Genomic DNA, 25,616 nt, shown 5'->3' with positions numbered 1-25,616 from the left:
TCCTGCTAAGCTAGTCCCCGACATAACATTGCCGGGGAAACGATGGAAAAACGCTTTCAACCTTACAGCCGCCTGGCTGCGATCATCTTCCTGGTGGTCGGCTGCCTGGTGGTGCTGCGCCCCTTCCTGGCCGCCATCCTGTTCGCCGCCGCCATCACCATCTCCAGCTGGCCCTTGTACCTGATGCTGCTGCAGCGCTTCCGTCAGCGCCGCACGCTGACGGCGGCGGTCATGACGTTCACCCTCATCCTCATCATCATCCTGCCGCTGGTGCTGGTCACCTGGAACATCGCCGACAATGCAGGCCAGGTGTATGAGAAGCTGCGCGAGGCGGTCGACGCCGGCACGGTCGCACCGCCATCGTGGCTGCGCGACCTGCCCGTGGTGGGCGAGGCGGCGGACGCCTATGTGCGCAAGATCATCGGCAGCCGCGAGGAGCTGATCGCGCTGGCCAAGCGCTACATGGAACCGGCGCGCCACTTCCTGCTCGGTAGCGGCCGGGTGCTGGGCAGCGGCGTGGCCCAGGTCAGCCTGGCGGCCTTCGTCAGCTTCTTCCTGTACCGAGACGGCGTGACCATCCTGGCCGCGCTGCGCACCGGCATGGACAAGATCATGGGCGAGCACGCGCCGGAAGTGGCGGACACGGTCAGCCGCACCGTGCGCGGCGTGATGTACGGCCTGCTCGGCACGGCGCTGGCGCAGGCGGCGGTGGCCTGCATCGGTTTCCTGATCGCCGGCGTGCCGGCCGTGGCGCTGCTGTCGGTGGCCACCTTCCTGTTCTCGCTGATCCCGGTCGGCCCGCCGCTGATCTGGGGCGGCGCCGCCGTCTGGCTGTTCAACCAGGGCAGCACCGGCTGGGGCATCTTCATGCTGGTGTGGGGCGTCTTCCTGATCAGCGGCGTGGACAATGTGGTCAAGCCCATGATTATCAGCCGGGGCAGCAGCTTGCCATTCCTGCTGGTGCTGCTGGGCGTGATGGGCGGTGTGCTGGCCTTCGGTTTCGTCGGGCTGTTCATCGGCCCCACCTTGCTGGCGGTGGGCCTCGGCCTGCTGCGCAACTGGACCGGGCAAACGGTCTGACGGATAGTCAAATCCCGGTTTATACTGGCGCTGGTTTACACCGGGAGATCGAATGAAGGGCGTTGTTTTTACCGAATTTATGGAACTGGTCGAGGCCCGCATGGGGCTCGATATGCTGGACCGCATCATCACCGAGGCCGACTTGCCGAACGACGGGGCCTACACCGCGGTCGGCACCTACGACCATGCGGAGCTGGTGCGGCTGGTGATGGCGCTGTCGAACGCTACCGGCATGGCCGTGCCGGCGCTGGTCCACCTGTTCGGCCAGCACCTGTTCCAGCGCTTCTCGGTCGCCTATCCGGCATTGTTCGCCGACGCCGGCAACGTGTTCGATTTCCTGAGCCGCATCGACAAGGTCATCCATGTTGAGGTGCGCAAGCTGTATCCGGACGCCGAACTGCCCTCGCTGCCGTGCGAGCGCCCCGCGCCGGGCGAACTGGTGCTGCTGTACAGTTCTCCGCGCGGCTTCGCCGACCTGGCGGCGGGCCTGATCGACGGCTGCATCGCCCACTTCGGCGAGACCATCGCGGTCACGCGCACCGACCTGGCCAAGGAAGGCAATCTGCACCGCGCGCGCTTCCACCTCGTCACCGGGGCTGCATGACGCCGGAGACCGCGCCGCCGGCGGCGGCACAGGGCACGGTGGCGTCGCGCAGCCTGCTGCGCGAACGCACCGCCCGCAAGGAGGCGGAAACCCTGCTCGAGCAAAAGAGCCGGGAGCTGTACGACATCAACCAGGACCTGCGTTACCTGAACGCGCACATGGAGCAGAGCGAGGCGCGCTACCGCACGCTGGTCGAACTGATACCGGACGCGATCTGGATCCACATGGACGGCGAGATCGTGTTCATGAATCCGGCCGCCGTGCGCCTGTTCGGCGCGGCGTCGCCGGAAGCGCTGCTCGGCACGCGTGCCGAGGACCGCGTGCCGGCCGAGTTCCACGCGCAGCTGGCCGAGGGCACGTATAGCGACCTGGCGCTGGCCCAGCTGCAGCCGCGCAGCGCGCTGCAGGTGCTGCGGCTGGACGGCGGCACGGTGGACGTGGAGTATTTCGGCTGCCGCATCTGGTTCAACAACGCCGACGCGGTGATGAGCGTGGCGCACGACGTCACCGAACGGCGCCAGCACGAGAAGGCCGTCGAGCACCAGGCCACGCACGACCAGCTGACCGGGCTGCCCAACCGCGCGCTGTTCCTGGACCGCCTGGCGCACGCCATCCGCCGCGCCGAGCGCCGCAAGGAGAGGCTGGCGGTGGTCTTCCTGGACCTCGACAAATTCAAGCAGGTCAACGATACGCTGGGCCACGCCGTCGGCGACGAGCTGCTGCGCGTGGTGGCCGCCACGCTGAAAAAGAGCGTGCGCGATTTCGACACCGTGGCCCGCCTGGGCGGCGATGAATTCGTGCTGCTGCTCGACAGCCCGCTGGGCGACACCACGCCCGGCATGATCGCCGAGCGCATAGGCGAGCACCTGGCCAAGCCGGTGCTGCTGGCCGGGCAAGAGCACGTCATCACCGGCAGCATGGGGCTGAGCCTGTTCCCGGAGGACGGCTACCAGGCCGAGAACCTGCTGCGCCAGGCCGACATCGCCATGTACCGCGCCAAGGAGGCCGGCCGCAACGGCTTCCAGTTCTTCACGCAGGAGATGCAGAGCCGCCTGGACGCGCGGATGACCCTGGAGCAGGGCTTGATGCGCGCGCTGCAGCGCGACGAGTTCGTGCTGCACTACCAGCCGCAGGTGGAGCTGGCCAGCGGCACCGTGATCGGCCTGGAGGCGCTGCTGCGCTGGCAGTCGCCCGAACTGGGGCTGGTGCCGCCGATGCAGTTCATCCCGGTGGCCGAGGAAAGCAATCTGATCACCGCCATCGGCAGCTGGGTGCTGGACAAGGTGTGCGCCACCTTGCGCGCCTGGATCGACGCCGGCGTGCCGGTGGTGCCGGTGGCCATCAACGTGGCCGCCACGCAGTTCGCGCACCAGGACCTGGAGCGCATGCTGGTCGACGTGCTGGACAAGTACAGCCTGGAGCCGGGGTTGATCGAGTTCGAGCTGACCGAGAGCCTGTCCATGGCGGACCCGGAGGAATCGATCGCGATGATGCACCGCCTGAAGGCGATCGGCATCACCATGTCGATCGACGACTTCGGCACCGGCTATTCCAACCTGAGCTACCTGAAACGCTTCCCGGTGGACAAGCTGAAGATCGACCAGTCCTTCACGCGCGGCGTGGCCAGCGACCCGGAGGACCGCTCCATCGTGATGGCGGTGATACGGCTGGCGCACAGCCTGGGCTTGCGCGCGATCGCCGAGGGCGTGGAAACGGAAGGCCAGGTGCAGCTGCTGGCCAAGCAGGGTTGCGACGAGATCCAGGGCTATTACTTCAGCCGGCCGCTGGCGGAGGACGGCATCGTCGCCATGCTGCGCAGCGGCGCCATGTTGGAGTTGCCGCTGGCGGGCAAGCGTTCCAGGCGCACCGTGCTGCTGGTGGACCGCGAGGCGCGCGTGCAGGCGCATTTCCGCCGCCTGCTGGACGGCACGCCCTACGAACTGCTGTCCGCGCGCAAGTCGGAGGACGCCTATGAATTGCTGGCCAGCCGCGAGGTGGGCGTGGTCATTTCAGGGCAGGGGCCCGAGGGCGACCGGGCGATCGAATTCTTCCAGCGCATCAAGCGGCTCTATCCGGGCGCCGTGCGCGTGCTGCTCACCAGCGCCGGCAGCGCGGACGAACTGGCGGACGCCATCAACCTGGGGGCCGTCTTCAAATTCATCGCCGCGCCGGACGACGACGCCCACGTGCTGGAAGTGCTGGCCAGCGCCTTCAGCCACTACGAGCGCTAGGCGGCAAGCCGGCGATGCTTCAGTCCTGGTCGTCGGACTCGCTGTGGCGGGGCTGGCGCGGGATCACTTTCACCAGCAGGATGCGCGGCCCGGTCATCTTCTTGACGACGATGTCGAAGCCGTTGAACTCCACGCGCTGGCCCTGTTTGGGGATGTCGCCCAGTTTCAGCATCACCAGGCCGCCGACCGATTCGATGTCCTGCAGGCCCATCTCCTCGTTCTCGATGTCGAGGCCGAGCGCGCGTTCCAGCGAGACGATGGGCAGGCTGGCCTTGCCGACCAGCGAGCCGTCCGGCTGCTTGAGCCAGTCGTTTTCGTTGAGGCGGAATTCATCATGGATCTCGCCCACCATGGCGCCCAGCAGATTGTCCAGGGTGAGGAAGCCCACCGGGCGCTTGCCCTTCTCGCCGATCAGCGCGAAGTGCGGCGCGCCGTCCTTGAAGCGGCGGAACAATTCCAGCGCCGGGGTGCGCGCCGAATAGGTCTCCACCGGACGCAGGAAGGGCGCCAGCGAGGTGATCTCCTTGCCGGACTGCTCGGCGAAGAACAGGTCCTTCAAGTGCACCATGCCGAGCACCGTTTCACCGTCCTCGTCGTAGTAGGGATAGCGGCTGAAGCGGTTGCGCACCACGGTTTGCAGGTTCTCTTCCAGCGGCTTGTCGGCGTGCAGCGCGATCACTTCATGGATAGGGCGCATCAGGTCCGACACCGACAGCAGGCTGAAATCGAGCGAGTGCGCCAGGATGTTGCGCTCGTCCTTGTTGAACTTCTCGCCCGGCTGGCTGGTGCGCAGGATCAGCTTCAGTTCCTCGGTCGTGTAGTGCGAATCGCCGTGGCCGCCGGGGCCGGACAGGCCGACGACGCGCAGCACCATGTTGGCGCTCTGGTTCAGCACCCAGATGGCCGGGTACATGGCCCAGTAGAAGCCGTACAGCGGCACCGCGCTCCACAGGCCGACCACTTCCGGCATGCGGATGGCGAGCGACTTCGGCGCCAGTTCGCCCACCACGATGTGCAGGAAGGAGATGGTGACGAAGGCGAACATGAAGGACACGCCGTGGATGATCTGCGGCGAGGTGACGCCGATGGCGCCGAACAAGGGTTCGAGCAGGGAAGCGAATGCCGGTTCGCCGACCCAGCCCAGGCCGAGCGACGCGAGGGTGATGCCCAGCTGGCAGGCCGACAGGTAGGCATCGAGTTCACCGTGGACCTTGGCCAGGATGCGGCCGCGCAGGCCCTGCGTTTTGGCGATGGCGCGCACGCGGGTGCGGCGCAGGGTGACGATGCCGAATTCGGCGGCGACGAAGAAACCGTTCAACACAACCAGCAGCAGTGCGAGCAGGACCAGCAATAAGTTAACCATATAAATCGCGTGCGCGACCGTCGTTGAAAGCTACATCTTAGCCGACCCGGCGCCCGGACGCCCAAAATTGCTCCCTGGAACTCGGAATCCAGGCTGCGGACGTTCGGACACGCATACTAATCATCACGCCACCGCGAACGGCGCCGCATGCAGCGCCTCCAGTATCGCCTCCACCGCCGGATGCTTGATTTTTCGCTCGTTGGAAATCGCGTAAAACTGCTCGCGCAGTTCGGGCGCGTTGCCCACGTGCGCGGCGCCGAACTGCACTTCGATGTCGTGCGCCAGCACGGACGGCGCGAAGAACAGCCCCATGCCGTTGCGGCCGAAGGTGTTGAGCATGGCGTTGTCTTCGAATTCCCCCACCACGTCCGGCCGCACGCCGTGCCGCACGAACCAGGCGTCGATGCGGCCGCGCAGCGCATTGTTGCGGGTCGGTAGCAGCAGCGGGGCGCCATTCAGGCTCTGCGGGAAATTGCGCTTGTATTTGCCGGCCAGCTTGCGGGCGCCGAACAGCTGCATTTCGCTTTCCAGCAGCAAGTGGCTGAACACGCGCAGGCTGGGCGTGGCGCGCACGGCGCGGTCGGTCAGCACCACGTCCAGTTTGTTCAAGGCCAGGTCGGCCAGCAGCGTGTCGAACTCATTTTCCATGCAGATCAGCTTCACGGGCCTGGAGAGGTTCTGTGTCATCTCGAGCAGGCGGTAGGCCACCAGCTTGGGCAGGGAATCGGAAATGCCCACGGTGAGCCGCATGCGGCCCGCGTCGACCTCCGTCAGCGCCTGCTGCAGCTGGTCCTCCAGCTGGAAGATCTGGTCCGCATACTCGATCGCCACGCGGCCCGCTTCGGTCGGCACCAGGCGCCGGCCCTGCTGCTTGAGCAGGGCCGTGCCGACCTGGATGTCGAGCTGCGAGAGCTGCGTGCTGACGGTCTGCACGGCCAGGCCAAGGCGCTCGGCGGCGCGCGTGACGCTGCCTTCCTTGGCCACCGTCCAGAAAAAATAGAGATGCCTGAAGTTGATGCCCGCTGTTTTCATGGTTCTGTTTTTGCGAAGTAATACTTCGATTATCTACCATTTTTAAATGATCTGGAAATCTCTACACTGCATGACATTAATCAACAAGAAAGGGAATACCGATGAAACACTTCAGAGTGTCATTCATTATCTCCTTCATCTGCCTTGCGGTTGCGGGCTGGTGGGGCTACTCACATACCGGCTGGAGCGGCGCGCTCACGGCGCTCGGCATCGCCGCCATCCTGGCGGTGATGGAAGTGTCGCTGTCGTTCGACAACGCGGTGGTCAACGCCTCGGTGCTGAAGACCTGGGACGCGTTCTGGAAGAAGCTCTTCCTGGGCGTGGGCATCATCATCGCGGTGTTCGGCATGCGGCTGCTGTTCCCGCTGGTGATCGTCGCGGTCGCCGCCGACATCAGCCTGGCCGAAGTCTGGACCCTGGCGCTGAACGACCCGAAAGCGTATTCGACGCACCTGACCAACCACCACGCTGAAGTGGCGGCATTCGGCGGCGCCTTCCTGCTGCTGGTGTTCCTGAACTTCCTGCTGGACAAGGACAAGGAAACGCACTGGCTGGGCAACGTCGAGAAGAAACTCGGCTCGCTGGGCAAGATGTCGTCGGTGTCCGTGATGGTGACCATAGGCGCGCTGCTGGCCTGCCTGGGCATGGTTGAAGAAGGCCAGAAGCTGATCGTGCTGATCGCCGGCCTGTGGGGCGTGCTGATCTACGTGGCCGTCGACGGCTTGAGCAGCCTGCTGGAGTCCGAGGAAGAAGGTTCGAACGTGGGCGACATGGTCAAGCGCGGCGGTATCGGCGGCTTCCTGTACCTGGAAGTGCTGGATGCATCGTTCAGCTTCGACGGCGTGATCGGCGCGTTCGCCATCACCAACGACGTCGTGATCATCATGCTGGGCCTGGCCATAGGCGCAATGTTCGTCCGTTCGATGACGATCTACCTGGTGGAGAAGGGCACGCTGGACGAATTCGTCTACCTGGAGCACGGCGCGCACTACGCGATCGGCATCCTGGCCCTGATCATGCTGGCCAGTATCAAGTTCCACATACCCGAGATCTTCACGGGTCTGATCGGCGTGGCCTTCATCGTGGCGTCGCTGTGGTCGTCGGTCCGCCACCGCAAGCAGCAAGAAGCGCTCGGCGTCCCTGCCTGAGCGGTGTAAAGAAAACGCGGCGCGCCCAAAGAACACCGGCCCGCCGCGCATGCAGCAAGGTGTTCACAACTTTATTTAGGAGTCGCAAATCATGGCAATCAGTCTGCAAAAAGGCGGTAACGTTAATCTGAGCAAGGAAGCTCCGGGCCTGTCGAAGATGGTGGTCGGCCTGGGCTGGGACATACGCAACACGGACGGCGCGGCTTTCGACATCGACAGCTCCGCCTTCCTGCTGAAGGTCGACGGCAAGGTCCGCGCCGATAACGACTTCATCTTCTACAACAACCTGAAGTCGAGCGACGGCTCGGTGACCCACTCGGGCGACAACCGCACCGGCGCCGGCGAAGGCGACGACGAAACGGTCACCATCGAGCTGTCCAAGGTGCCGGCCGACGTGGACCGCATCGCGATCTGCGTCACCATCCACGAAGCGGACGCCCGCCGCCAGAACTTCGGCCAGGTGCAGAAGGCATTCGTGCGCTGCGTGAACGCGGCCGGCAACACCGAGATCGCCCGTTTCGACCTGTCCGAAGACGGCTCGACCGAGACCTCGCTGGTGTTCGGCGAAGTCTACCGCAACGGCGGCGACTGGAAGTTCCGCGCCGTGGGCCAGGGCTACAAAGGCGGCCTGGGCGCGCTGGCGTCGTCCTTCGGCGTAGCGGTGTAAGCATGCCGGTCTTCACCGTGACAGGGGATGTCGATCCCTTCCTGCACGTCTCGCTGCGGCAGGGCGAAAAGATCTACTGCGAGTCCGGCGCGATGGTGATGATGGAAGCGGCGCTGGAGCTGAAGGGCAAGATCACGGGCGGTATCGGCAGCGCCATCATGCGCACCTTTGCCAACGGCGAGTCCTTCTTCCAGCAGCACATCGAAGCGGTGCGCGGCAACGGCGACTGCCTGTTGTCGCCGACGCTGCCGGGCGCGATGCAGGTGATCGACGTCGGACCGCGCCAGTACATGATCAGCGACGGCGCCTTCGTCGCGGCCAGCGCCGGCGTGGAGTTGAAAGTGCGCACACAAAGCCTGGGCAATGCGCTGTTCGCCCAGAGCGGCGGCTTCTTTATCACGGAGACGCAGGGCAGCGGCCAGCTGGCGGTGTCGGGCTTCGGCTCCATGTCGCAGCTGGAAGTGGAGCCGGGCAAGGACGTGGTGATCGACAACTCGCACGTGGTGTGCTGGGACAGTGCGCTGCACTACGAGATGTCGGTGGCGACCTCGCAGAGCGGCGGCTTCCTGAGCAACCTGGTGAACAGCCAGACCAGCGGCGAGGGCATGGTGCTGCGCTTCTCCGGGCAGGGCAAGATTTTGGTGTGTTCGCGCAGCCGCAAGGGTTTCCTTGGCTGGGTGCGCGGCACCGGACAGTAAGCGGACAATAAACAAGGAGTATAGCTATGTCAGTCAATTTGCAAAAAGGCCAGAAGATCTCTCTGGACAAAGAAGCGGGCAGCGCGCTGTCGCGCGTGGTGATGGGGCTGGGCTGGGACGCCGTCAAGAGCAAGGGCTTCTTCGGCTTCGGCGGCGGCAGCGCCGAAGTCGACCTGGACGCCTCGTGCGTGCTGTTCGACACCGAGAACCGTCCGCTGGACGTGGTCTGGTTCCGCCAGTTGAAGAGCCAGGACGGCAGCGTGGTCCATAGCGGCGACAACCGCACCGGCGCCGGCGACGGCGACGACGAACAAATCACCGTGTCGCTCTCGAGCGTGCCGGCCAATGTGAAGAGTATCGTGTTCACGGTGAACAGCTTCACCGGCCAGACCTTCGCGCAAGTGCAGAACGCCTACTGCCGCCTGATCAACGCGGCCGACGGCAAGGAAGTGGCGCGCTTCAACCTGTCGGTGCAGGGCAGCCACTCGGCGCAGATCATGGCCAAGCTGTACCGCCACAACGGTGAATGGAAGATGCACGCGATCGGCGAAAACGGCACCGGCCGCACCTTCGACGACCTGCTGCCGCAGATCGCGCCGCACCTGTAAGGATGTACCAGCTTCCCGGTGCGCGTTCACCCATGGCGCGCGCCTTTTACACGGCAGCCTGTTTCAGGCTGCCGTTTTTTTTCACAGTGTCGGCCATCGGCCGGTAGCGCTGGAACGCTTCGTTGATGGTCTGCTTGAGGATGTCCTCGTTCCAGGGCGGGGTGAGGAAACGGTAGATCTCGCCACGGTTGACCGCGTCCAGCACCGCCGGCAGTTCCGCGTGGCCGCTCAGCACGATGCGCATGCTGTCCGGATGCATGCGCGCGATGTCGGGCAGCGGCGGCTTGCCGCGGCCGTGTTGCGCCAGCTGGTTGCACAGGACCACCTGGATCGATTCCGTGGCCAGCAAATCCATGGCCTGGTGCGCCGAGGCCGCGCGCACGATGCGGTAGCCTTCGCCGCGCAGCGCGCGCCCGATGCCGTTCTGGAAGGCGTCGTCGTCGTCGATCACCAGCAGCGTGCGCGGCGTGCCAGCGGTATCGGCGGCCAGGGCCACCTGCTTGCCGTTCTGTACCATCGCGCAGAATTCGGCGGCCGGCACCGGCCTGCTGAAGTAATAGCCTTGCAGGTAGTCGCACTGGCGCGAGCGCAGGAACTGCATCTGCGCCTCCGTTTCCGCCCCTTCCGCGATCACGCCCATGCGCAGGCTGTGCGCCATGGCGATGATGGCGGTGGCGATGGCCGCGTCGTCCGGATTCTGGTTGATGTCGGTGACGAAGGCGCGGTCTATCTTCACGTAGTTGAAGGGGAAGCGCTTCAGGTAGGCCAGCGAGGAGTAGCCGGTGCCGAAGTCGTCCAGCGAGACCCGCAGGCCCAGGTCGCGGAAGTCGCGCATGGTCTGCTGCGCCGCCAGCGGGTCGTGCATGACCAGCGATTCGGTCAGCTCCACCTCCAGCCAGCGCGGGTCGAGCTTGTGCTCGGCCAGGGTGTGGGCGATGGTGTGCAGCACATTGCCTTCGCGGAATTGCAGGGCCGACAGGTTCAGCGCCACAGGCACGATGCGGTGGCCGGCGCGCTGCCATTGCGCCTGTTGGGCGACCACCGCCCGTATCACCCAGTCGCCGATCGGCACCACCAGGCCGGTTTCCTCGGCCAGCGGAATGAAGCGGTCGGGCGAGACCATGCCCAGCTGCGGGTGCTGCCAGCGTATCAGCGCCTCCGCGCTGGAGATCTGGCCGGTGTTCAGGTCCACCTTGGGCTGGTAGTACATGGTGAACTGGCCGGCGTCGACCGCTTCCTTGAGCATGCGTTCGAGTTCGGCCTTCTCGGCCAGGCGCGCGTTCAGCTCCTGCGAGTAGTATTGGAAGCGCGCCAGCATGGCCTTGGTCTGCTTGAGCGCCGCCTCGGCGTTCTTGAACAGCGATTCGGCGTCGCTGGCGTCGGCCGGGTAGACCGCCACCCCCAGCCGCGCCGCCAACTGCACGGTGCCGTTTTCCAGCTCGATGGGCTCGCCGATCAGCTTGATCAGGCTGGCGCACAGCGGGCTGATATTTTCATCGGGCCCACGTTCGCCCGCCAGCGCGAAATTGTCGGCGCCCACCCGCGCCACGGTGCAGGGCCGGCCCACGTCCTCGCTCAGGCGTTTGGCCACCGCGCGCAGCACCTGGTCGCCGCCGTTGCGCCCGACGGCGTCGTTGACCTGTTTGAAGCGTTCCAGGTTGAGGGCGATGACGAAGGCGCCGCCACCGCTGTGCTGCGCGCTTTGTTCGATCTGCTCGAGCCGGTCGAGGAACAGCCCCATGTTGGGCAGGCCGGTCAGGGCGTCGTAGTTCGACAGGAAATTGGCGCGCTGTTCATGGGCGATGGCTTCAAGCGCGAACGCGATGTCGCCGGCCAGTTCCCCCAGCAGCTTGATTTCGCCGGCGTCGAAGCTGCCGGCGGCGCGGGCGTACAGCAGCATGGCGCCGATCACGCCGCGCGGCGAATGCAGCGGCAGGCCCAGCAGGGATTGGAAGCCGCGCGCGCGCGCGTCGGCGCAGCTCTGCGGAAAGGCCGCGCCGCCTTGCGCGTCGTCGCACAGGGTGGTGGCGCCATGCGCCATGACGTGCCGCACCAGTTCGCCTGCCGGTCCCTGCGCGTCCGGCGGCTCGCCCGCGCCGCCCTCGCTGGCCGACAGCGCGATGGCGCCGCCGGCGGTGTCGGCCGTGCCTATCCAGGCCAGGCCGAAACCGCCGTGCGCCACCGCGATGCGGCACGCTTCCTGCAGCAGCGCCTGCGGCTGGCGGATGCGCACGATGGCGCTGTTGGTGCCGCTCAGCACCGCGTGGATGCGGCTCAGGCGTGCGGTCTGGGCTTGCTCGAGCTCCAGTTGCCGCACATAGTGTTCCAGCGTGGCGGCGCGCACCAGCGACAGGTGGTTGCGCACGCGCGCCTGCACGATGGCCGGCGAGACCGGCTTGATCAGGTAGTCGACCCCGCCGCAGGCGAAACCTGCCGCCTCGTCGCCCACTTCGCTCATCGCGGACACGAAGATGACGGGCGTGTTTTCCGTTTGCGGGTCGCTTTTGAGCTGGCGGCATACGGCGTAGCCGTCCATGTCCGGCATCTGGACGTCGAGCAGGACCAGGATGGGCAGGTGCTTGCGCGCGGCGGCCAGTCCCTCCGCGCCGTTGCGGGCGAAGGCCAGCGTGTAGCTGTCGCCCAGTATCTGCTTGAGCAGCGCAAGGTTGCTGGGTTCGTCATCGACGATGAGGATGGGGCCGGGTAGCATGTTTTATTCCTCCAGTTCCAGGCCGAGGTCCGAGATCAGTCCCAGTGCCAGCGTTTCGGCGGCGCGGAAATCGAAGCCGTCGATGCGCTCGCGCAGCTCGGCGGCCGCGCCGGCCGGGATCAGGGGCGCCAGCCGGTCCAGCACGGCGGTTGCGCTGTCGGGTGCGTCGGTGTCCAGCGCCAGCAGCAACTCGCGCAGCAGGACGGCGCCGTCGGCGCCCGGGGGCGCGGCGGGGGAGGCGGGATGCTCGGCCGCCGGCGGGGCGTCCTCGTCGCCGCCAACATAGCGGGCGATCGAGGCGCAAGCGGTGTTCAGCGCCGTTTGCAGCGCGCCCAGCGCGGCGCCGATGTCGCCGCCGGCATAGTCGGCCGCCTCCAGTTCCGCCGCCGCCTGCACTACGCCGTTCAGGGCCAGGCCGGCGGCCCCGCCTTTCAGTTTATGGGTCAGGCTGCGCGCTGTGGCGCCGTCGCCGCGGGCATAGCATGATTCGAGCTGCGCGCAGCTTTGGCCGTAATCGGCCTCGAATTTGCGCAGGAATTTGCGGTAGGCGGCCGCGTCGCGCCAGGTCGCCAGGCCTTGCCGCAGCGCCAGGCCCGGCAGGTCTTCGGGTGCAGGCGCGTCCGGCCCGGCAGGGATGGCCGCTGCGGCAACTGCGGCAGGTGCGGCGGCGGCCGGCCCGCCGCCGGTCAGGCGCTGGATGCTGGCGATCAGGTCGTCCACATTGAATGGCTTGGCGACGAAGGCGTCCATGCCCGCCGCGCGCGCCGCTTCCTGCTGGTTCTTGAAAGCGCCCGCGGTCAGTGCGATCACCGGCAGCGCGGCGCAGGCCGGGTTGGCGCGCAGGCGGCGGGTTGCCTCGTAGCCGTCCATTTCCGGCATCTGCACATCCATCAGCACGATGTCGACCGCGTTCGGCTGGGCGGACAGCCATGCCAGCGCGGAGACGCCGTCGTTGGCCAACTCCACCTGCGCCCCTTCGCCCTGCAGGATGTGGCGCGCCACTTCTCGGTTGATGTCGCTGTCGTCGACCACCAGCACGCGCAGGCCGGGCAGCCGCTGGCCGTCGGCGGCCGGCTTGGGCGCGGGCAGCGCGCCCACCCGGCGCCGCAGCGCGCTGGCCACGCCGTTGTACAGCGCCGAACTGGTGACAGGCTTGCTCAGCACGCCGTCCACGCAATCGATATCCTGCTGGTGGCGCAATTCCTCCTGCGAATACGCGGTCACCATCAGCACAATGGGCGTGTCCTGGTCGTGCAGCGTGCCGCGCAAGCGCGTGGCCAGCTGCAAGCCGTCCATGCCCGGCATTTTCCAGTCCACCAGCAGCACGTCGTAGTGGGCGTTTTGCGCCTGCTTGGCCAGCACTTTCTGCATGGCCGCCTCGCCGCTGTCGACCATGGTGGCGCTCCAGCCCACCGAGCGCGCCGTCTGCACCAGGTTTTCGCGCGCGATGTCGCTGTCGTCGGCGATCAGCACGTCGAGCAGGGCCAGCTCCGGCGGCGCGTAGTCGCCGCCCGGCACCCAGGCGAACGGCACCGTGAACCAGAATTCGCTGCCCTTGCCGGGGGTGCTGATCACGCCGATATGCCCGCCCATCATCTCCACCAGATGGCGGCAGATGGTCAATCCCAGGCCAGTGCCGCCGAAGCGCCGGGTGGTGGTGGCGTCGGCCTGCGAAAAGGCGGAAAAAATGTGGGCCTGCTTGTCGAGCGGTATGCCGATGCCGGTGTCGCTGACGGAAAAGCGGACGGTGGCCACGCGCTCGTCCTGCGACAGCAGGCTCATGCCCACCTTGACCCCGCCGCGCGCGGTGAACTTGATGGCGTTGCCGGTCAGGTTGATCAGCACCTGTTCCAGGCGCAGCGCGTCGCCCAGCACCTGGCCGCCGATCGCGGGCGGCGGCGCGATCGCCAGCTCGATTTCCTTGTCGCCGGCGTTGGCGGCCATGATGGCGGCCAGGTTGTCGCAGATGTCGACCAGGCGGAACGGCGTCTGCTCGATTTCAAGGCGGCCCGCCTCGATCTTGGAAAAGTCCAGGATGTCGTTGATGATGGCCTGCAGCGAGCGCCCGGCGTTGCGGATCTTGTGCACCATGTCGGCCGCTTCGCCGTCGAGCTGGCGCCGGTCCAGCAGATAGGCCAGGCCCAGTATGCCGTTCATCGGCGTGCGGATTTCGTGGCTCATATTGGCCAGGAAGTCGGCCTTGGCGCGGTTGGCGCTCTCCGCTTCGGCGGTGCGCGTCAGCAGGTTGCTGTTGACCACCTCCAGTTCGGCGGTGCGCTCGTGCACGCGCCGTTCCAGGTCGGCGTTCAGCGTGCGCACCGCCAGCTCGGCGGCGCCGCGTTCGGCCATCTCGTGCTCCAGCGTTTGCAGCATGCCGTTGAAGGCGTCGGCCAGTTCGCCGACCTCGTCTTCGGTGGTCTTGGGCGCGCGCAGCTGGTAGTTGTGCTGCTCCATCACTTGGCGCGCCACCTGGCCGACCGCCAGCACCGGACCGGACACCCAGCGCTGCAGGCGCGACGAGATGACCAGGCCGAACGCCAGGCTGGCCAGCAGCACGCCGCCGAGGATGGCCAGGTAGTCGCGCAGCCAGCCGGACAGGTCGTGCTGTTCCTTGACGAACACCACGCCCAGCGTTTCCTGCGCGCTGGCGATCGGTTTGAAGATGCTCAGTTCGGCGCCCTCGAAACGCACGCCTTCAGCGGCCGGGCCGGCCGGCAGCAGCCGCGCCTGCGCCGCGTCGCGCGCATAGCTGGCGAACAGCGCGCCGCTGCTGGTGTAGATGGCGGCCGCCGCGATGTTGGGGGCGGCGCGCAGATGGGCCAGGTTTTCGCGGGCCACCTTGGGGTCGGAAAATTCCAGCGCCGTGATGCTGCCTTGCCCCAGCAGATTGGCCAGCGCGGTCAGTTCGGCGGCGGTTTTGGCGCGGGCTTCCTGGAAGTCATGGTAGAGCAGGGCGGCGCCGGCCATCAGCAGCGTGCACAGATTGGCCACCAGCACCATCAGCAGCAGCTTCTTGCTGATGGAGCGCACATGCAGGACGCGCGTCATGGCGATTTCCCTTCGACCCGGTAAGCCACGTCGAGCAGGCGCGCGCTGATCTTCAGCTGCCTGGCCTCGGCGTGCGGCAACGATATTTCGAAACGGATGCGCTCATCGACGAGCAGCAGATTGATGACGCTGCCGGACGTCAGCATGCCGGCCGATTCGGTCACCGTCAGCACCGGCTGCGCGGCCACGCTGTCGAGCATGCCGCGTGCGCTGCGCGCGGCGCGCTGGCCGATGTAGAGCAGCTGCAGGCCGGCCGGCACGGCGCCGGCCGCCAGCATGCGGATTTGCACCGGGCGGTTTTTCAGCGGGTGGGTGGCGCTCAGTTTTTTCAATTCCTCGGCCAGGCTGTCGGCGTCCACGATGCCGATGACGAAGGGCGCCGCGCCCGCGTCGCCCGGCGGCCAGTCAACGTAGCTGGCGAATTTGTAGATATAGCTGGCCTTGATCTTGTATTCAGCGTCGGCCTGGCCGTCGCCGGCGCGCGCGCCGCCGGCCCACAGCACGGCGGCCAAGGTCCAGGCCAGGCCGCGAACGGCGCTCACGGGAACCTCGCCGTCAGCGCCAGCGCCAGCGAACGCTCGATGCGGACCGGGTTGGCCGAAGCGGTGCCGCTGCCGGAACGGAATTCGACGTGGCCGCGATGGAAGATATCGGCCGCGCTCAGGCGCAATTCCAGCGCCGGCGACAGACGCCAGCCCAGGTGCGCGTCGACCGCCGTGTAGGCGGGCACCGCCGGGGTGGACAAGGCGCCGACGTGGCGCAGCGCGAGGTCGAACTCCCAGCCTGCGCCGGCATTCCATTTCGAGCCGGCGCTGAACTGGTGGCGCGGATCGTTGCCGGGCGGCGCACTCGCCACCGGCCCGCGCAGGCGCTGGCGCTGCAGCAGCACACCGGCGTCCAGCGTCCAGTCCGGCGCGGCCTGGTAGCTGGCCCAGGCCTCCAGTCCGGTGGCGCGGGCGGCGATCTGGTTGTCCAGCACCAGGCCGGCGGCGCTGCGGCTGGTGCTGCGCAGCCTGTGGTAGCGGCTGTGGAACAAGGTTGCAGCATACGTCAGCGAGGAGCGCCCCTGGGCGCGCCATCCGAGCTCCAGCTTGTTGGCCAGTTCCGATTTGAAATCCGGGCCGCCGGCGATCATGAACGGCGGCTTGGCAGGCGAATAGAGGTCGGTGTCGAGGCGGGCCGGCGCGCGCACCACGCGCGCCAGGGCGGCCCACAGCGTTTGCGCGGCGCCGGCCTTCCAGGCCAGTTTGACGCTGGGCAGCCATTCGATGCCGGTGTCGTCGTTCGACTCCGCCCGTATCCCGGCGATCAGGCGCAGTTCGGGCGTCAGCGGGCGCTGTTGCTGCGCGAACAGGTTGGCCCAATGCAGCATGCGCTGGGCGGGCAGGAAGGCCAGCAAGGCCGAGTTGCGCACGTGGTCGCTGGCCACGCGGTAGCCGCCGCCGACGGTGGTCTCGGCGCTGCCGTGGCTGAACGCGTAGCGCAGCTCCGCATCGGCGGTGTTGAGCGATTCGCCGAACAGGCCGGGCACGTCGCGTTCGGTGTGGTCCAGATAGGTCTGCGCGGTCAGGCGCGCACCGTCGCCGAGCGGGCGTTCCCAGCGCAGCAGCAGGTTGGCGCCTGCGATCGTGGTCTGGCCCGGCGTGCTTAGTCCTTCGGTGCCGTTGTAGAGGTCGCCCAGCAGGCTGACGTCGTCGCGCGCGCCGTGCCAGTCGGCGCGGAAGCCCGCCTGTTTGCGCCGCCAGGCGTCGGGCATGGCGGCCCCGTTCACGCGCTCGGAGTGCGGCCAGCGGTCGGCGCTGGCATAGATGCGGTAGTGGCCCTGCTCGCCCAGCGCCGCGCCGTAGCGCGCGGCAACGCCGCCGCCGTCGGTGCCGGCGTCGGCGTACAGCAGGGTGCCGGCGGACTTGGCGGCATCCCGGGTGATGATATTGATCACGCCGTTGACGGCATTGGTGCCCCAGATGGTGCCACCCGGGCCGCTCACCACTTCGATGCGGTCGACATCGGGCAGCATGGTCGCCTGCGCATCCCAGAACACGCCGGAATACAGCGGCGTATACACGGTGCGGCCATCGATCATGACCAGCAGCTTGTTGGCGGTGCTGGAATTGAAACCGCGCGCGCTGATGGCGTATTGCGACGCGCCGATGCGGGCCACCTGCAGATTGGGCGCCAGCCGCAGCGCCTCGGGCAGGCTGCGCGCGCCGGAGCGCCGTATCGCTTCGCCCGTGATCACGTAAACCGAGGCGGCGGCGTCGGCCAGCCGTTCTTCCTTTTTCGACACCGACGTGACGCGGTACTCGCTCAGTTCCTCCAGCGACATCTGGAAGTATTCATTGCGCGTATCCGTCCCCTGCGCGCCTGCCGCGGATGCCGCCAGCGCGCACAGCAGGCCGAGCATCCAGCCGGCCGGGAGCCAAGCCGGGAGCCAAGCCGGGCGCCACGATGGCCGCCAGGAGAAGGGGCGTCCGCAGGTGGTCATGGTTGCTGTCCCTGTCATCCCATCCTCCCTGGCCGCGGTCTGTACACGCCGCTATACGATAATTCCGATTAGACATCGAAACATGCTGGCGGCAAAGGCAAATTTGCATGTGTTGCCACCATTCATACACGGTGATAATTGGTGAGAATGTCGGATGGAATTTATGCTTGCCGCCGGGTGCGCGGGCGCGCCAGCCACTGGCTTGCAATTTGCAATATTGGCGCGGTGCGCGGCCGCGCGTCCGGCAGGGGCCAGCGTCGTCATACAACTGCTATAATCTTCACTATCGCGCAACCTACCGCAAGCCATGAACGACATCGCCGCAGCCTTCCAGCCGCCTAAAAAGCGCCATCGCAACCTCGCGCAGGGCGTGGTGGAGAGCATCACCGCCAGCATCACGGGCGGCCAGCTCAAGCCGGGCGACAAATTGCCGACTGAATCCGTCATCATGGAGATGCACGGCGTCAGCCGCACGGTGGTGCGCGAGGCGATTTCGCATCTGCAGGCGAACGGCCTGGTGCAGACCAAGCATGGCATCGGCACCTTCGTGCTGGAGCCGCAGCCGGCCGCGCTGCGCATCTCGGCCGACACCATCCGCACCATCGGCGACGTGCTGGCCATCCTCGAGCTGCGCATCAGCCTGGAGACCGAAGCGGCCTGGCTGGCTGCGGCGCGCCGCACCGAGGAGCAGGCCGTTGCGATGGGCGAGGCGCTGCAGCGCATCCGTGCCGGCGGCTCGGTCGAGGCCGACGTGCAGTTCCACCTGCTGATCGCGCAGGCGACCGGCAACCGCTATTTCGTCGACATCCTGACCGACCTGGGCACCCACATCATCCCGCGCGCGCGCCTGAACTCGGCGCAGCTGGCGCACGACGATCCGGCCCACTACCTGGAAGGCGTGAACCGCGAGCACGAGAACATCTACAACGCCATCCTGCGCCAAGACCAGGAGGCGGCCCGCGCCGCCATGCGCACCCACCTCAGCAACAGCCGCGAACGCCTGCGCCGCGCGCAGCTGGAAGGGCAGCCGCTGGACGGCCCTGCAATTTCTTAAGGGAAATAACTAAAAAGCCGCATCAAAACGCTTGCCCCGCTTTCATTATGGTTGTACGATGTCATACAACAAGGCGGCGCTGCGCCACTTTTTAGACACCCATTGGAGAAGACATGCAAGCAAATGAACTCAAAACCATCCTTTCGTCCGGCCTGCTGTCCTTCCCGGTCACCGACTTTGACGCGCAGGGCAACTTCCGCGCCGACACCTACGCCAAGCGCCTGGAATGGCTGGCACCGTACGGCGCCAGCGCGCTGTTCGCGGCCGGCGGCACGGGCGAGTTCTTCTCGCTGACGCCGAACGAGTACAGCGACGTCATCAAGACCGCCGTCGACACCTGCAAAGGCCTGGTGCCTATCCTGGCCGGCGCCGGCGGTTCGACCCGCGCCGCCATCGGCTACGCGCAGGAAGCCGAGCGCCTGGGCGCGCAAGGCGTGCTGCTGCTGCCGCACTACCTGACCGAAGCGAGCCAGGACGGCCTGATCCGCCACGTGGAAGAAGTGTGCGCGTCGGTGGACTTCGGCGTCGTGGTCTACAATCGCAATGTCTGCCGCCTGAGCGCCGACTCGCTGGAAATCCTGGCCGACCGCTGCCCTAACCTGATCGGCTTCAAGGACGGCCTGGGCGACATCGAACTGATGATGCAGATCTGGCGCCGCATGGGCGACCGCTTCAGCTACCTGGGCGGCCTGCCGACCGCGGAAGTCTACGCGTCGGCCTACAAGGCGCTGGGTGTGCCGGTATACTCGTCGGCGGTGTTCAACTTCATGCCGAAACTGGCGATGGACTTCTACCACGCCGTCGCCAGCAACGACCACGCCGCGCAGAACAAGATGCTGGACGAATTCTTCCTGCCATACCTGGAGATCCGCAACCGCAAGGCCGGCTACTCCGTCAGTATCGTCAAGGCCGGCGCCAAGCTGGCAGGCTACGACGCAGGCCCTGTCCGCGCTCCGCTGACCGACCTGACCGAAGAAGAATGCGCAATGCTGGAAAAACTGATGCGTGCACAAGGCGCGCAATAACCAAGGAGTAGTGATGCAAGTATCCGGTGAAATGATAATTGGCCGTTCCGTCGTACGCGGCCAGGAAGGCACGATCAAGGCGATCGACCCTTCCCGCAACGAGCAAATCGAACCGGCCTTCGGGCTGGGTGGCGAAGCGGAACTGCAGAAGGCTTGCGCGCTGGCCGAACAGGCGTTCGACCTTTATCGCGAAACCGGATTGGAGCAACGCGCCCGCTTCCTGGAAACCATCGCCGACCGCATCATGGACCTCGGTCCTGTGCTGATCGAGCGCGCGATGGCTGAAACCGGCCTGCCGCAGGCCCGCCTGGAAGGCGAGCGCGGACGCACTTGCAACCAGCTGCGCCTGTTCGCCAAAGTGGTACGCGACGGCCGCTTCCTGAGCGCCACCCTGGACTCGAAGCTGCCGGACCGTACCCCGCCGCGCTCGGACATCCGCCTGCGCAAGATCGGCCTCGGCCCGGTCGCCGTGTTCGGCGCCAGCAATTTCCCGCTGGCGTTCTCGGTTGCCGGCGGCGACACCGCCTCCGCGCTGGCCGCCGGCTGCCCGGTCGTGGTCAAGGCGCACTCGGCGCACCTGGGCACCTCCGAACTGGTGGCCCGCGCTGTGCAGAAGGCCGCCATCGAGTGCGACATGCCCGAAGGCGTGTTCTCGATGCTGATCGGTTCAGGCGTGAGCGTCGGCCAGAACCTGGTCGCGCACCGCGCCATCAAGGCCGTCGGCTTCACCGGTTCGCGCCAGGGCGGCACCTCGCTGATGCGCACCGCCGCCGCGCGCCACGAGCCGATTCCTGTCTATGCTGAAATGAGCAGTATCAATCCCGTGTTCCTGCTGGCCGGCGCACTGGAAAACGCCAAGCTGCCGCAAGCCTTCGTCGATTCGCTGACCTTGGGCGCGGGCCAGTTCTGCACCAACCCCGGCCTGCTGATCGGCGTGGACGGTCCGCTGCTGCAAGGCTTCGTCGACGGCGCCGCCGCCGCGCTGGCCGCCAAGGCGCAGCAGACCATGCTGACCCCCGGCATCCACCAGGCTTACTCGTCGGGCGTGGCCAAGCTGGCCGCCATCCCGGGCGTGAAGCTGGTCGGCCAGGGCCAGACCACCGGCCTGCCGTGCGGCGCGCAAGCTGCGCTGTATGAAGTCGCCGCTGAGACCTTCCTGTCGAATCCCGACCTGGAAGGCGAGATCTTCGGACCGGCTTCGCTGCTGATCCGCTGCCGCAACGAGGACGAAGTGGTGCGCGTGGCAGAACACCTGGAAGGCCAGCTGACCGCTGCCGTCCACGCCAGCGCTGCCGACCTGGCCTTCGCCAAGCGCCTGCTGCCTACGCTGGAGCGCAAGGCCGGCCGCGTGCTGTTCAACGGCTTCGGCACCGGCGTGGAAGTGTCGCATGCGATGGTGCATGGCGGCCCGTTCCCGTCCACCTCGGACAGCCGCAGCACCTCCGTTGGCGCCTCCGCCATCGACCGCTTCCTGCGTCCGGTGAGCTACCAGGACCTGCCTGCGGAACTGCTGGCAGCCGCACTGGCCGACGGTAATCCGCTGGCCATCCCGCGCGTGGAAGATGGCGACCTGGTATGGAACGTGTAAGCGATATCCAATGCACGGTCGGTGAAAGCCCTGTCTGGGACGCGCAAGCCGCAGCCTGGTACTGGGTGGACATCGTCGCCAAGCGTATCTGGCGGATGGACGGCCTCAGCGGCGCGCTGCGCAGCTGGGAAACGTCCGAAATGGTGGCCTGTCTGGCGCCGAAGGAAAGCGGCGGGCTGATCGCCGGCATGGAAACGGGTTTGTTCAGCCTCGCGCTGATCGACGCCAGGCATGCCGGGGAAACCCGGCTGGCGCGTCCGGCGTCTCTGGGCGAGGGCATGCGCTTCAACGACGGCCGCTGCGACCGCCAGGGGCGTTTCTGGAGCGGCACCATGTTCATGGACATGTCGGCCGCGCGCGCCATCGGCGAGTTGTATAGCTACGACGCGGAGCAGGGCCTGTCGCGGCCCGTGGTGCCGGAGCTGATCACGCAGAACGGCCTGGCCTGGTCGCCGGACGGACGCACCATGTATTTGTCCGATTCGCATCCATCGCGGCGCCTGGTCTGGGCCTTCGACTACGACACCGAAACCGGTGTGCCGTCGAAGCGCCGCGTGTTCGCGGACCTGCACCAGCACGTGGGCCGTCCCGACGGCGCGGCGGTGGACGCCGAGGGCGGCTACTGGATCTGCGCCAACGACGCCGGCTGCCTGCTGCGCTTCACGCCGGACGGCAAGTTCGACCGCCGTCTCGACGTGCCGATGCTCAAGCCGTCCATGTGCGCCTTCGGTGGCGACGACATGGGCACCTTGCTGGTCACGTCCATCGTGTCCGGCAAGCCCGAGGATGAGGAGTGGGGCGGCGCGGTGGTGTTGCTGCGGCCCGGAATCAAAGGCATCGCGGAGACGCGGTTCAAAGGATAACGGTTCGAGTTGAATAAAGCCGGGGTTTTCCAACCCCGGCTTTTTTTCGTCAGGCGGAAAGTTCGGTGTTCAGCACCTTGCCGTCCACCGTCACGTTTTTCAGCTTCAAGCCCTTCACGTTGTACAGGAACCATGGCGATTCGGTGTTCACCGGGGTGCCGAAGTCGCAATCGGTGATGGTCACGTTGCTCACCGGGATGATGGCCGGCATAGGCTCGGGGCCGTTGTAGTCGGAGGCGACCGGTCCCAGTATGACGATGGCCTGGAAACACGAGGCCTGCTTGCCGCCCGTGGCCTCCACGTTCCCCACTTTGACGTTCGAGATGTGCACATTGCTGACCGCCGGGGGACGGGTGCGCACGGTGTCGGCGATGGGCGCGTAGTCGCAGTCGAAGGTCACCACCGCGCCGGCGGCCGTGGCCACGGTGCGCGACTGGATAGGCGAGCCTGGCAGCGAGGCGTAGAACGCCGGGCTGGTTTGCACGCCGTTCGGGATGCTGATGTTGCGCACGTAGAAATTGCGCAGGTAGCCGCCGCGATTCAGATTCGTCTTCAGGCGGATCGCGGTGTTGAGCGGGTTGGTTTTCCAGTGCGCGTTCTGGAACACCAGGTTTTGCGCGTACACGTTCTGGATGCCGCCCGCCATTTCGCTGCCCAAGGTGACGGCGCCGTGGCCGCTGTGCATGACGCAATCCTGGATCACGATGTTCTGCGACGGGCCGAAATGCGTGTCCTGGTTCTTGCCGGCCTTGATGGCGATGCAGTCGTCGCCGGCGTCGAAGGTGCAGCCTTCCACCAGCACGTGGTCGCATGCCTCGGGGTCGAAGCCGTCGCTGTTCGGGCCGTGGCTGAAGGCGTGCACCTTGCGGATGACGATGTTGCGGCAGTGGACAGGGTGGTGCTGCCAGAACGGCGTGTGCTGCACCTGGTAGCCCTGCAGCAGCACGTTGGTGCAGCCGATGATGTGGATCATCGAGGGGCGCAGGTAGTGGCCCATGCCGAACACGCGTTTGCCCAGCGGGACGCCCGCTTCCGACAGCGCCGGCAGGTATTGCTCGTCGGCGCGCCACTTTCCGCCGGCGCCCTGGATCTGCAGGCGTTCCGCCTCGCTCAGGCCGGGCGCCACGTCGGCCAGCGAGGCCGGGTTGGCCGGGTTCTCGACATTGCCCGCCAGCTTGCCTGGGCCGAAGTTCGGCACCGAGTTTTCCGCCACCGAATTCATGGTGCGCGTCTTGCCCTTCCAGGTCCACCAGCAGTCGCCTTCCTTGTTGAACGGGACGCCGCCCTGGCCATCCAGTACGCTGGTCCAGTCTTCGCCGGTGAGTGCGATGTTGTCCTGGCCGTAGGCGTAGATCGGGGAGGCGAAGTTCAGGCAGTCGTTGCTCTGCCAGCGCGTGATCACCAGCTTGCCGTTCTTGCCGCAGTCGAAGTCGCCGTACTTGGCGTAGTCGGACGGCTGGTTGCTGAAATAGATGTGGGCGCCGGCTTTCAGGTGCACATGCACGTTCGACAGCAGCACGATGGGCCCGGCACAGTACCAGTTGCCGGCCGGGATGACGACGCGGCCGCCGCCGGCCTTGCTGGCCGCCGCGATGGCGGCGGCGAAGGCGGCGTAGCAGTCCCTGGAGCCCGGCACGGGCGTGTCCAGTTCACCCTGCTCTTCGAACGATTTCCACGCTTTCACCTTCACCAGCTTGCAGGTCGCGGCACCGAATTTGGTGACGTCGAAGTCCTGCTTGCGGAATACCAGAGGCTTGGACAGGCGTTTGACGATGTCGGCCGCGCGCTCCCACGGGTCCGGCTCGGCGGCTGCCAGCGCCATGGCCGGCACCCCGCCGGCCAGCGACAGGCCGGTGGCCGATGCGGCTTTCATCAGGCTGCGGCGCTGTTCGTTCAACTTCTTGATCATGCTCTCTCCGTTACTCATCAATGTTGTTGTATTCCGCCAGGTAGCTGTCCGCAGGGACGGGCTGCCCGGTGTAGCCGAGGTCTTTGACGGGGGCTATACCCGCCGCTTTCAGGTTGTTCCAATAGTCGTCCGAATTGAATTGCGCAGGGCGGTAGGACAGCGTGCCGTTGCGGTTCCAGTCGGACCAGGGGGCGTTGCGGTTTATATGCGAGCCGATGCGCGAATTGAGCACCGCCATCTTGCCGACCGTTTCCAGCACGGTGGGCGTGATGGTGCCAACCGGGGACTGGAACTGGCTCACGCCGCCCAGCGTGCAGGCGTAGCCGGGCAGCGGCACTTTACCGTAGGGCGTGCAGCGCGAGTTGTGAAACCATTGGCGCGCCAGGAAGAACTTCCCGGCCAGCGCGTTGGGTGAACCGTCGTGGGTGAAGCGGCACTGTTCGAACACGAAACCGTAGCGCGTCCTGTGGTTGGTGTTGGGCGCGCCCACGTAGGACGTGCTGCGGTCGCCCAGCGACTTGATTTCGGTCTGGTGGAAATAGGCCGTGGCGTCGCCGAAGATGAAATCGACGTCGCCTTCGATATAGGACTTGTTGAAGAAGCTGCGCGCGGTGCGGCGTGTGTCGGATGCGCGCAGGAACAGCGTGTCCTGGAAGCCGATCAGGCGCACATTTTCGAACTGCACCTTGTCCGCGCCTTCCACCTGCAGCGCCACGGCCTGGTGGTGCACCACGCCCTGCTGCGGGTTGATATCGGTCTTGCCGCAGGGGCGTTCGCCGCATTCCTCGCGCGCGTTGCCGGTGTCCTTGTTGTATCCGTTTTCGATGGTGATGTTGCGGGCCTGGAAGCCGTCGTTTTTCACCCATACCGTCATCGAACCGAAGGTGCCTATGGTTGCAGCGGTTCCGGCTGCGGCGCGGTCCTTGACCAGCGCATACATGGCTTGCACGGACGGGTGGGCGTTGGTGAATTGCGCGGCGTAGCGCGCGTTGTAGCTGGCGGCCGTCGTCGCGGCGTCCAGTTTTGCGGTGATCCTGGTGTCGGCAGCGTTCGCGCCTTCGCCGTACAGCGTGATCGGGGCGGAGGCGGCCGGCACATAGACCAGCTCCTGGTACACGCCGGGTCTGATCAAAATATGGATGCGTTTGTGCGGCTCCGCGGCCATGCTGGTATCGACGGCGCGGTTGATGGCCGCCTGCACGGTGTGGAAGACTTTGATGCCGTCGGCTTTCGCGTTCGCGTCCACGGTGTAGGCGGGCGTGAAGGTACTCCCCTTGGCCAGCGGATCGGCCAGCGGGTCCCATGGGTCGATGCGCTCGCTGCCTGCCGTCCCGGCGTACTTCAGCACTTCGGCGTACGAATACTGCGCTGCCTGCGCCGCCGTCAGTTGCGGACGGGCGCTGCCGGTGCCGGAGGTGGGGCGGGCGGCGGTGCTGCTGTCGCCAGGGGGCTGTTGCTGCTGTGCCGGTGCCGTCGTCTGCACTTGCACCGGCGCAGGCGCAG

General features: G+C 66.5%; 19 protein-coding genes. 11 read left to right on the top strand and 8 right to left on the bottom strand.

What is annotated here, in order from left to right:
* Window positions 1–42: 42 nt before the first annotated feature.
* Genes ACSQ8Y_RS19440 through ACSQ8Y_RS19430 form a run of 3 tightly spaced genes read left to right on the top strand, consistent with a single transcriptional unit; the run spans window position 43 to window position 3,915 of the window.
* Window positions 43–1,080, top strand: a complete 1,038-nt coding sequence (locus ACSQ8Y_RS19440) for an AI-2E family transporter (RefSeq protein WP_436268079.1) — start codon at window positions 43–45, stop codon at window positions 1,078–1,080.
* A gap of 52 nt (window positions 1,081–1,132) precedes the next feature.
* Entirely contained in the window at window positions 1,133–1,684 is a 552-nt protein-coding gene (locus ACSQ8Y_RS19435) for a heme NO-binding domain-containing protein (protein WP_436268078.1), read from the top strand.
* Entirely contained in the window at window positions 1,681–3,915 is a 2,235-nt protein-coding gene (locus ACSQ8Y_RS19430; protein WP_436268077.1) for an EAL domain-containing protein, read from the top strand. Before ACSQ8Y_RS19435 ends, ACSQ8Y_RS19430 begins: the two co-directional genes overlap by 4 nt.
* A gap of 19 nt (window positions 3,916–3,934) precedes the next feature.
* Here ACSQ8Y_RS19430 and ACSQ8Y_RS19425 read toward each other — a convergent pair whose 3' ends face one another.
* Both ACSQ8Y_RS19425 and nhaR read right to left on the bottom strand, forming a co-directional pair.
* Window positions 3,935–5,278, bottom strand: a complete 1,344-nt coding sequence (locus ACSQ8Y_RS19425) for a hemolysin family protein (RefSeq protein WP_436268076.1) — start codon at window positions 5,276–5,278, stop codon at window positions 3,935–3,937.
* A gap of 123 nt (window positions 5,279–5,401) precedes the next feature.
* On the bottom strand, window positions 5,402–6,310 hold the full coding sequence (gene nhaR, locus ACSQ8Y_RS19420; RefSeq protein WP_436268075.1) for a transcriptional activator NhaR: 909 nt from the start codon (window positions 6,308–6,310) through the stop codon (window positions 5,402–5,404).
* Between the two features lie 101 nt (window positions 6,311–6,411).
* Here nhaR and ACSQ8Y_RS19415 point away from each other — a divergent pair, with 101 nt between their 5' ends.
* The 4 genes from ACSQ8Y_RS19415 to ACSQ8Y_RS19400 all read left to right on the top strand — a co-directional run bounded on the left by ACSQ8Y_RS19415 (window position 6,412) and on the right by ACSQ8Y_RS19400 (window position 9,431).
* Window positions 6,412–7,458: a DUF475 domain-containing protein gene (locus tag ACSQ8Y_RS19415; RefSeq protein ID WP_436268074.1), complete on the top strand. Its 1,047-nt coding sequence runs from the start codon at window positions 6,412–6,414 to the stop codon at window positions 7,456–7,458.
* 91 nt (window positions 7,459–7,549) lie between these two features.
* Window positions 7,550–8,125, top strand: coding sequence for a TerD family protein (locus tag ACSQ8Y_RS19410; RefSeq protein ID WP_436268073.1), 576 nt, complete (start codon window positions 7,550–7,552; stop codon window positions 8,123–8,125).
* A 2-nt stretch (window positions 8,126–8,127) separates the two neighbouring features.
* On the top strand, window positions 8,128–8,823 hold the full coding sequence (locus ACSQ8Y_RS19405) for a TIGR00266 family protein (protein WP_436268072.1): 696 nt from the start codon (window positions 8,128–8,130) through the stop codon (window positions 8,821–8,823).
* Between the two features lie 26 nt (window positions 8,824–8,849).
* Complete coding sequence (locus tag ACSQ8Y_RS19400) at window positions 8,850–9,431, top strand: TerD family protein (RefSeq protein WP_436268071.1); 582 nt, start codon at window positions 8,850–8,852, stop codon at window positions 9,429–9,431.
* 46 nt (window positions 9,432–9,477) lie between these two features.
* Here ACSQ8Y_RS19400 and ACSQ8Y_RS19395 read toward each other — a convergent pair whose 3' ends face one another.
* From ACSQ8Y_RS19395 to ACSQ8Y_RS19380, 4 genes are read right to left on the bottom strand one after another with little or no spacing between them, the layout of a single operon-like run.
* Window positions 9,478–12,141: an EAL domain-containing protein gene (locus tag ACSQ8Y_RS19395; RefSeq protein ID WP_436268070.1), complete on the bottom strand. Its 2,664-nt coding sequence runs from the start codon at window positions 12,139–12,141 to the stop codon at window positions 9,478–9,480.
* A 3-nt stretch (window positions 12,142–12,144) separates the two neighbouring features.
* Window positions 12,145–15,189: a response regulator gene (locus ACSQ8Y_RS19390; RefSeq protein WP_436268069.1), complete on the bottom strand. Its 3,045-nt coding sequence runs from the start codon at window positions 15,187–15,189 to the stop codon at window positions 12,145–12,147.
* Entirely contained in the window at window positions 15,186–15,731 is a 546-nt protein-coding gene (locus tag ACSQ8Y_RS19385) for a YfiR family protein (protein ID WP_436268068.1), read from the bottom strand. Before ACSQ8Y_RS19385 ends, ACSQ8Y_RS19390 begins: the two co-directional genes overlap by 4 nt.
* Window positions 15,728–17,674, bottom strand: a complete 1,947-nt coding sequence (locus ACSQ8Y_RS19380; RefSeq protein ID WP_436268067.1) for a TonB-dependent receptor domain-containing protein — start codon at window positions 17,672–17,674, stop codon at window positions 15,728–15,730. The genes ACSQ8Y_RS19385 and ACSQ8Y_RS19380 overlap by 4 nt, the downstream gene beginning before the upstream one ends.
* 307 nt (window positions 17,675–17,981) lie before the next feature.
* Between ACSQ8Y_RS19380 and ACSQ8Y_RS19375 the strand changes: the two genes are divergently transcribed.
* From ACSQ8Y_RS19375 to ACSQ8Y_RS19360, 4 genes are all read left to right on the top strand, one after another.
* The gene (locus ACSQ8Y_RS19375; protein ID WP_436268066.1) at window positions 17,982–18,728 is read left to right on the top strand and encodes a FadR/GntR family transcriptional regulator; all 747 of its coding nucleotides are present in this window, start codon (window positions 17,982–17,984) and stop codon (window positions 18,726–18,728) included.
* 113 nt (window positions 18,729–18,841) lie between these two features.
* Window positions 18,842–19,753, top strand: a complete 912-nt coding sequence (gene kdgD / locus ACSQ8Y_RS19370; RefSeq protein ID WP_436268065.1) for a 5-dehydro-4-deoxyglucarate dehydratase — start codon at window positions 18,842–18,844, stop codon at window positions 19,751–19,753.
* A gap of 13 nt (window positions 19,754–19,766) precedes the next feature.
* On the top strand, window positions 19,767–21,341 hold the full coding sequence (locus tag ACSQ8Y_RS19365; RefSeq protein WP_436268064.1) for an aldehyde dehydrogenase (NADP(+)): 1,575 nt from the start codon (window positions 19,767–19,769) through the stop codon (window positions 21,339–21,341).
* Window positions 21,329–22,204 (top strand): SMP-30/gluconolactonase/LRE family protein, encoded by an 876-nt coding sequence (locus ACSQ8Y_RS19360; protein ID WP_436268063.1) that lies wholly within the window; start codon window positions 21,329–21,331, stop codon window positions 22,202–22,204. Before ACSQ8Y_RS19365 ends, ACSQ8Y_RS19360 begins: the two co-directional genes overlap by 13 nt.
* 49 nt (window positions 22,205–22,253) lie before the next feature.
* On the opposite strand, the gene ACSQ8Y_RS19355 is transcribed toward ACSQ8Y_RS19360, so the two are convergent.
* The gene (locus ACSQ8Y_RS19355; protein ID WP_436268062.1) at window positions 22,254–24,113 is read right to left on the bottom strand and encodes a glycoside hydrolase family 28 protein; all 1,860 of its coding nucleotides are present in this window, start codon (window positions 24,111–24,113) and stop codon (window positions 22,254–22,256) included.
* A gap of 10 nt (window positions 24,114–24,123) precedes the next feature.
* The gene (locus ACSQ8Y_RS19350) at window positions 24,124–25,596 is read right to left on the bottom strand and encodes a pectinesterase family protein (protein ID WP_436268061.1); all 1,473 of its coding nucleotides are present in this window, start codon (window positions 25,594–25,596) and stop codon (window positions 24,124–24,126) included.
* Window positions 25,597–25,616 lie beyond the last annotated feature (20 nt).

Source organism: Pseudoduganella sp. LjRoot289 (genome assembly GCF_964252925.1).
Lineage (GTDB): Bacteria > Pseudomonadota > Gammaproteobacteria > Burkholderiales > Burkholderiaceae_D > Rugamonas.
This window is presented reverse-complemented; position numbering and strand designations above follow the sequence as displayed.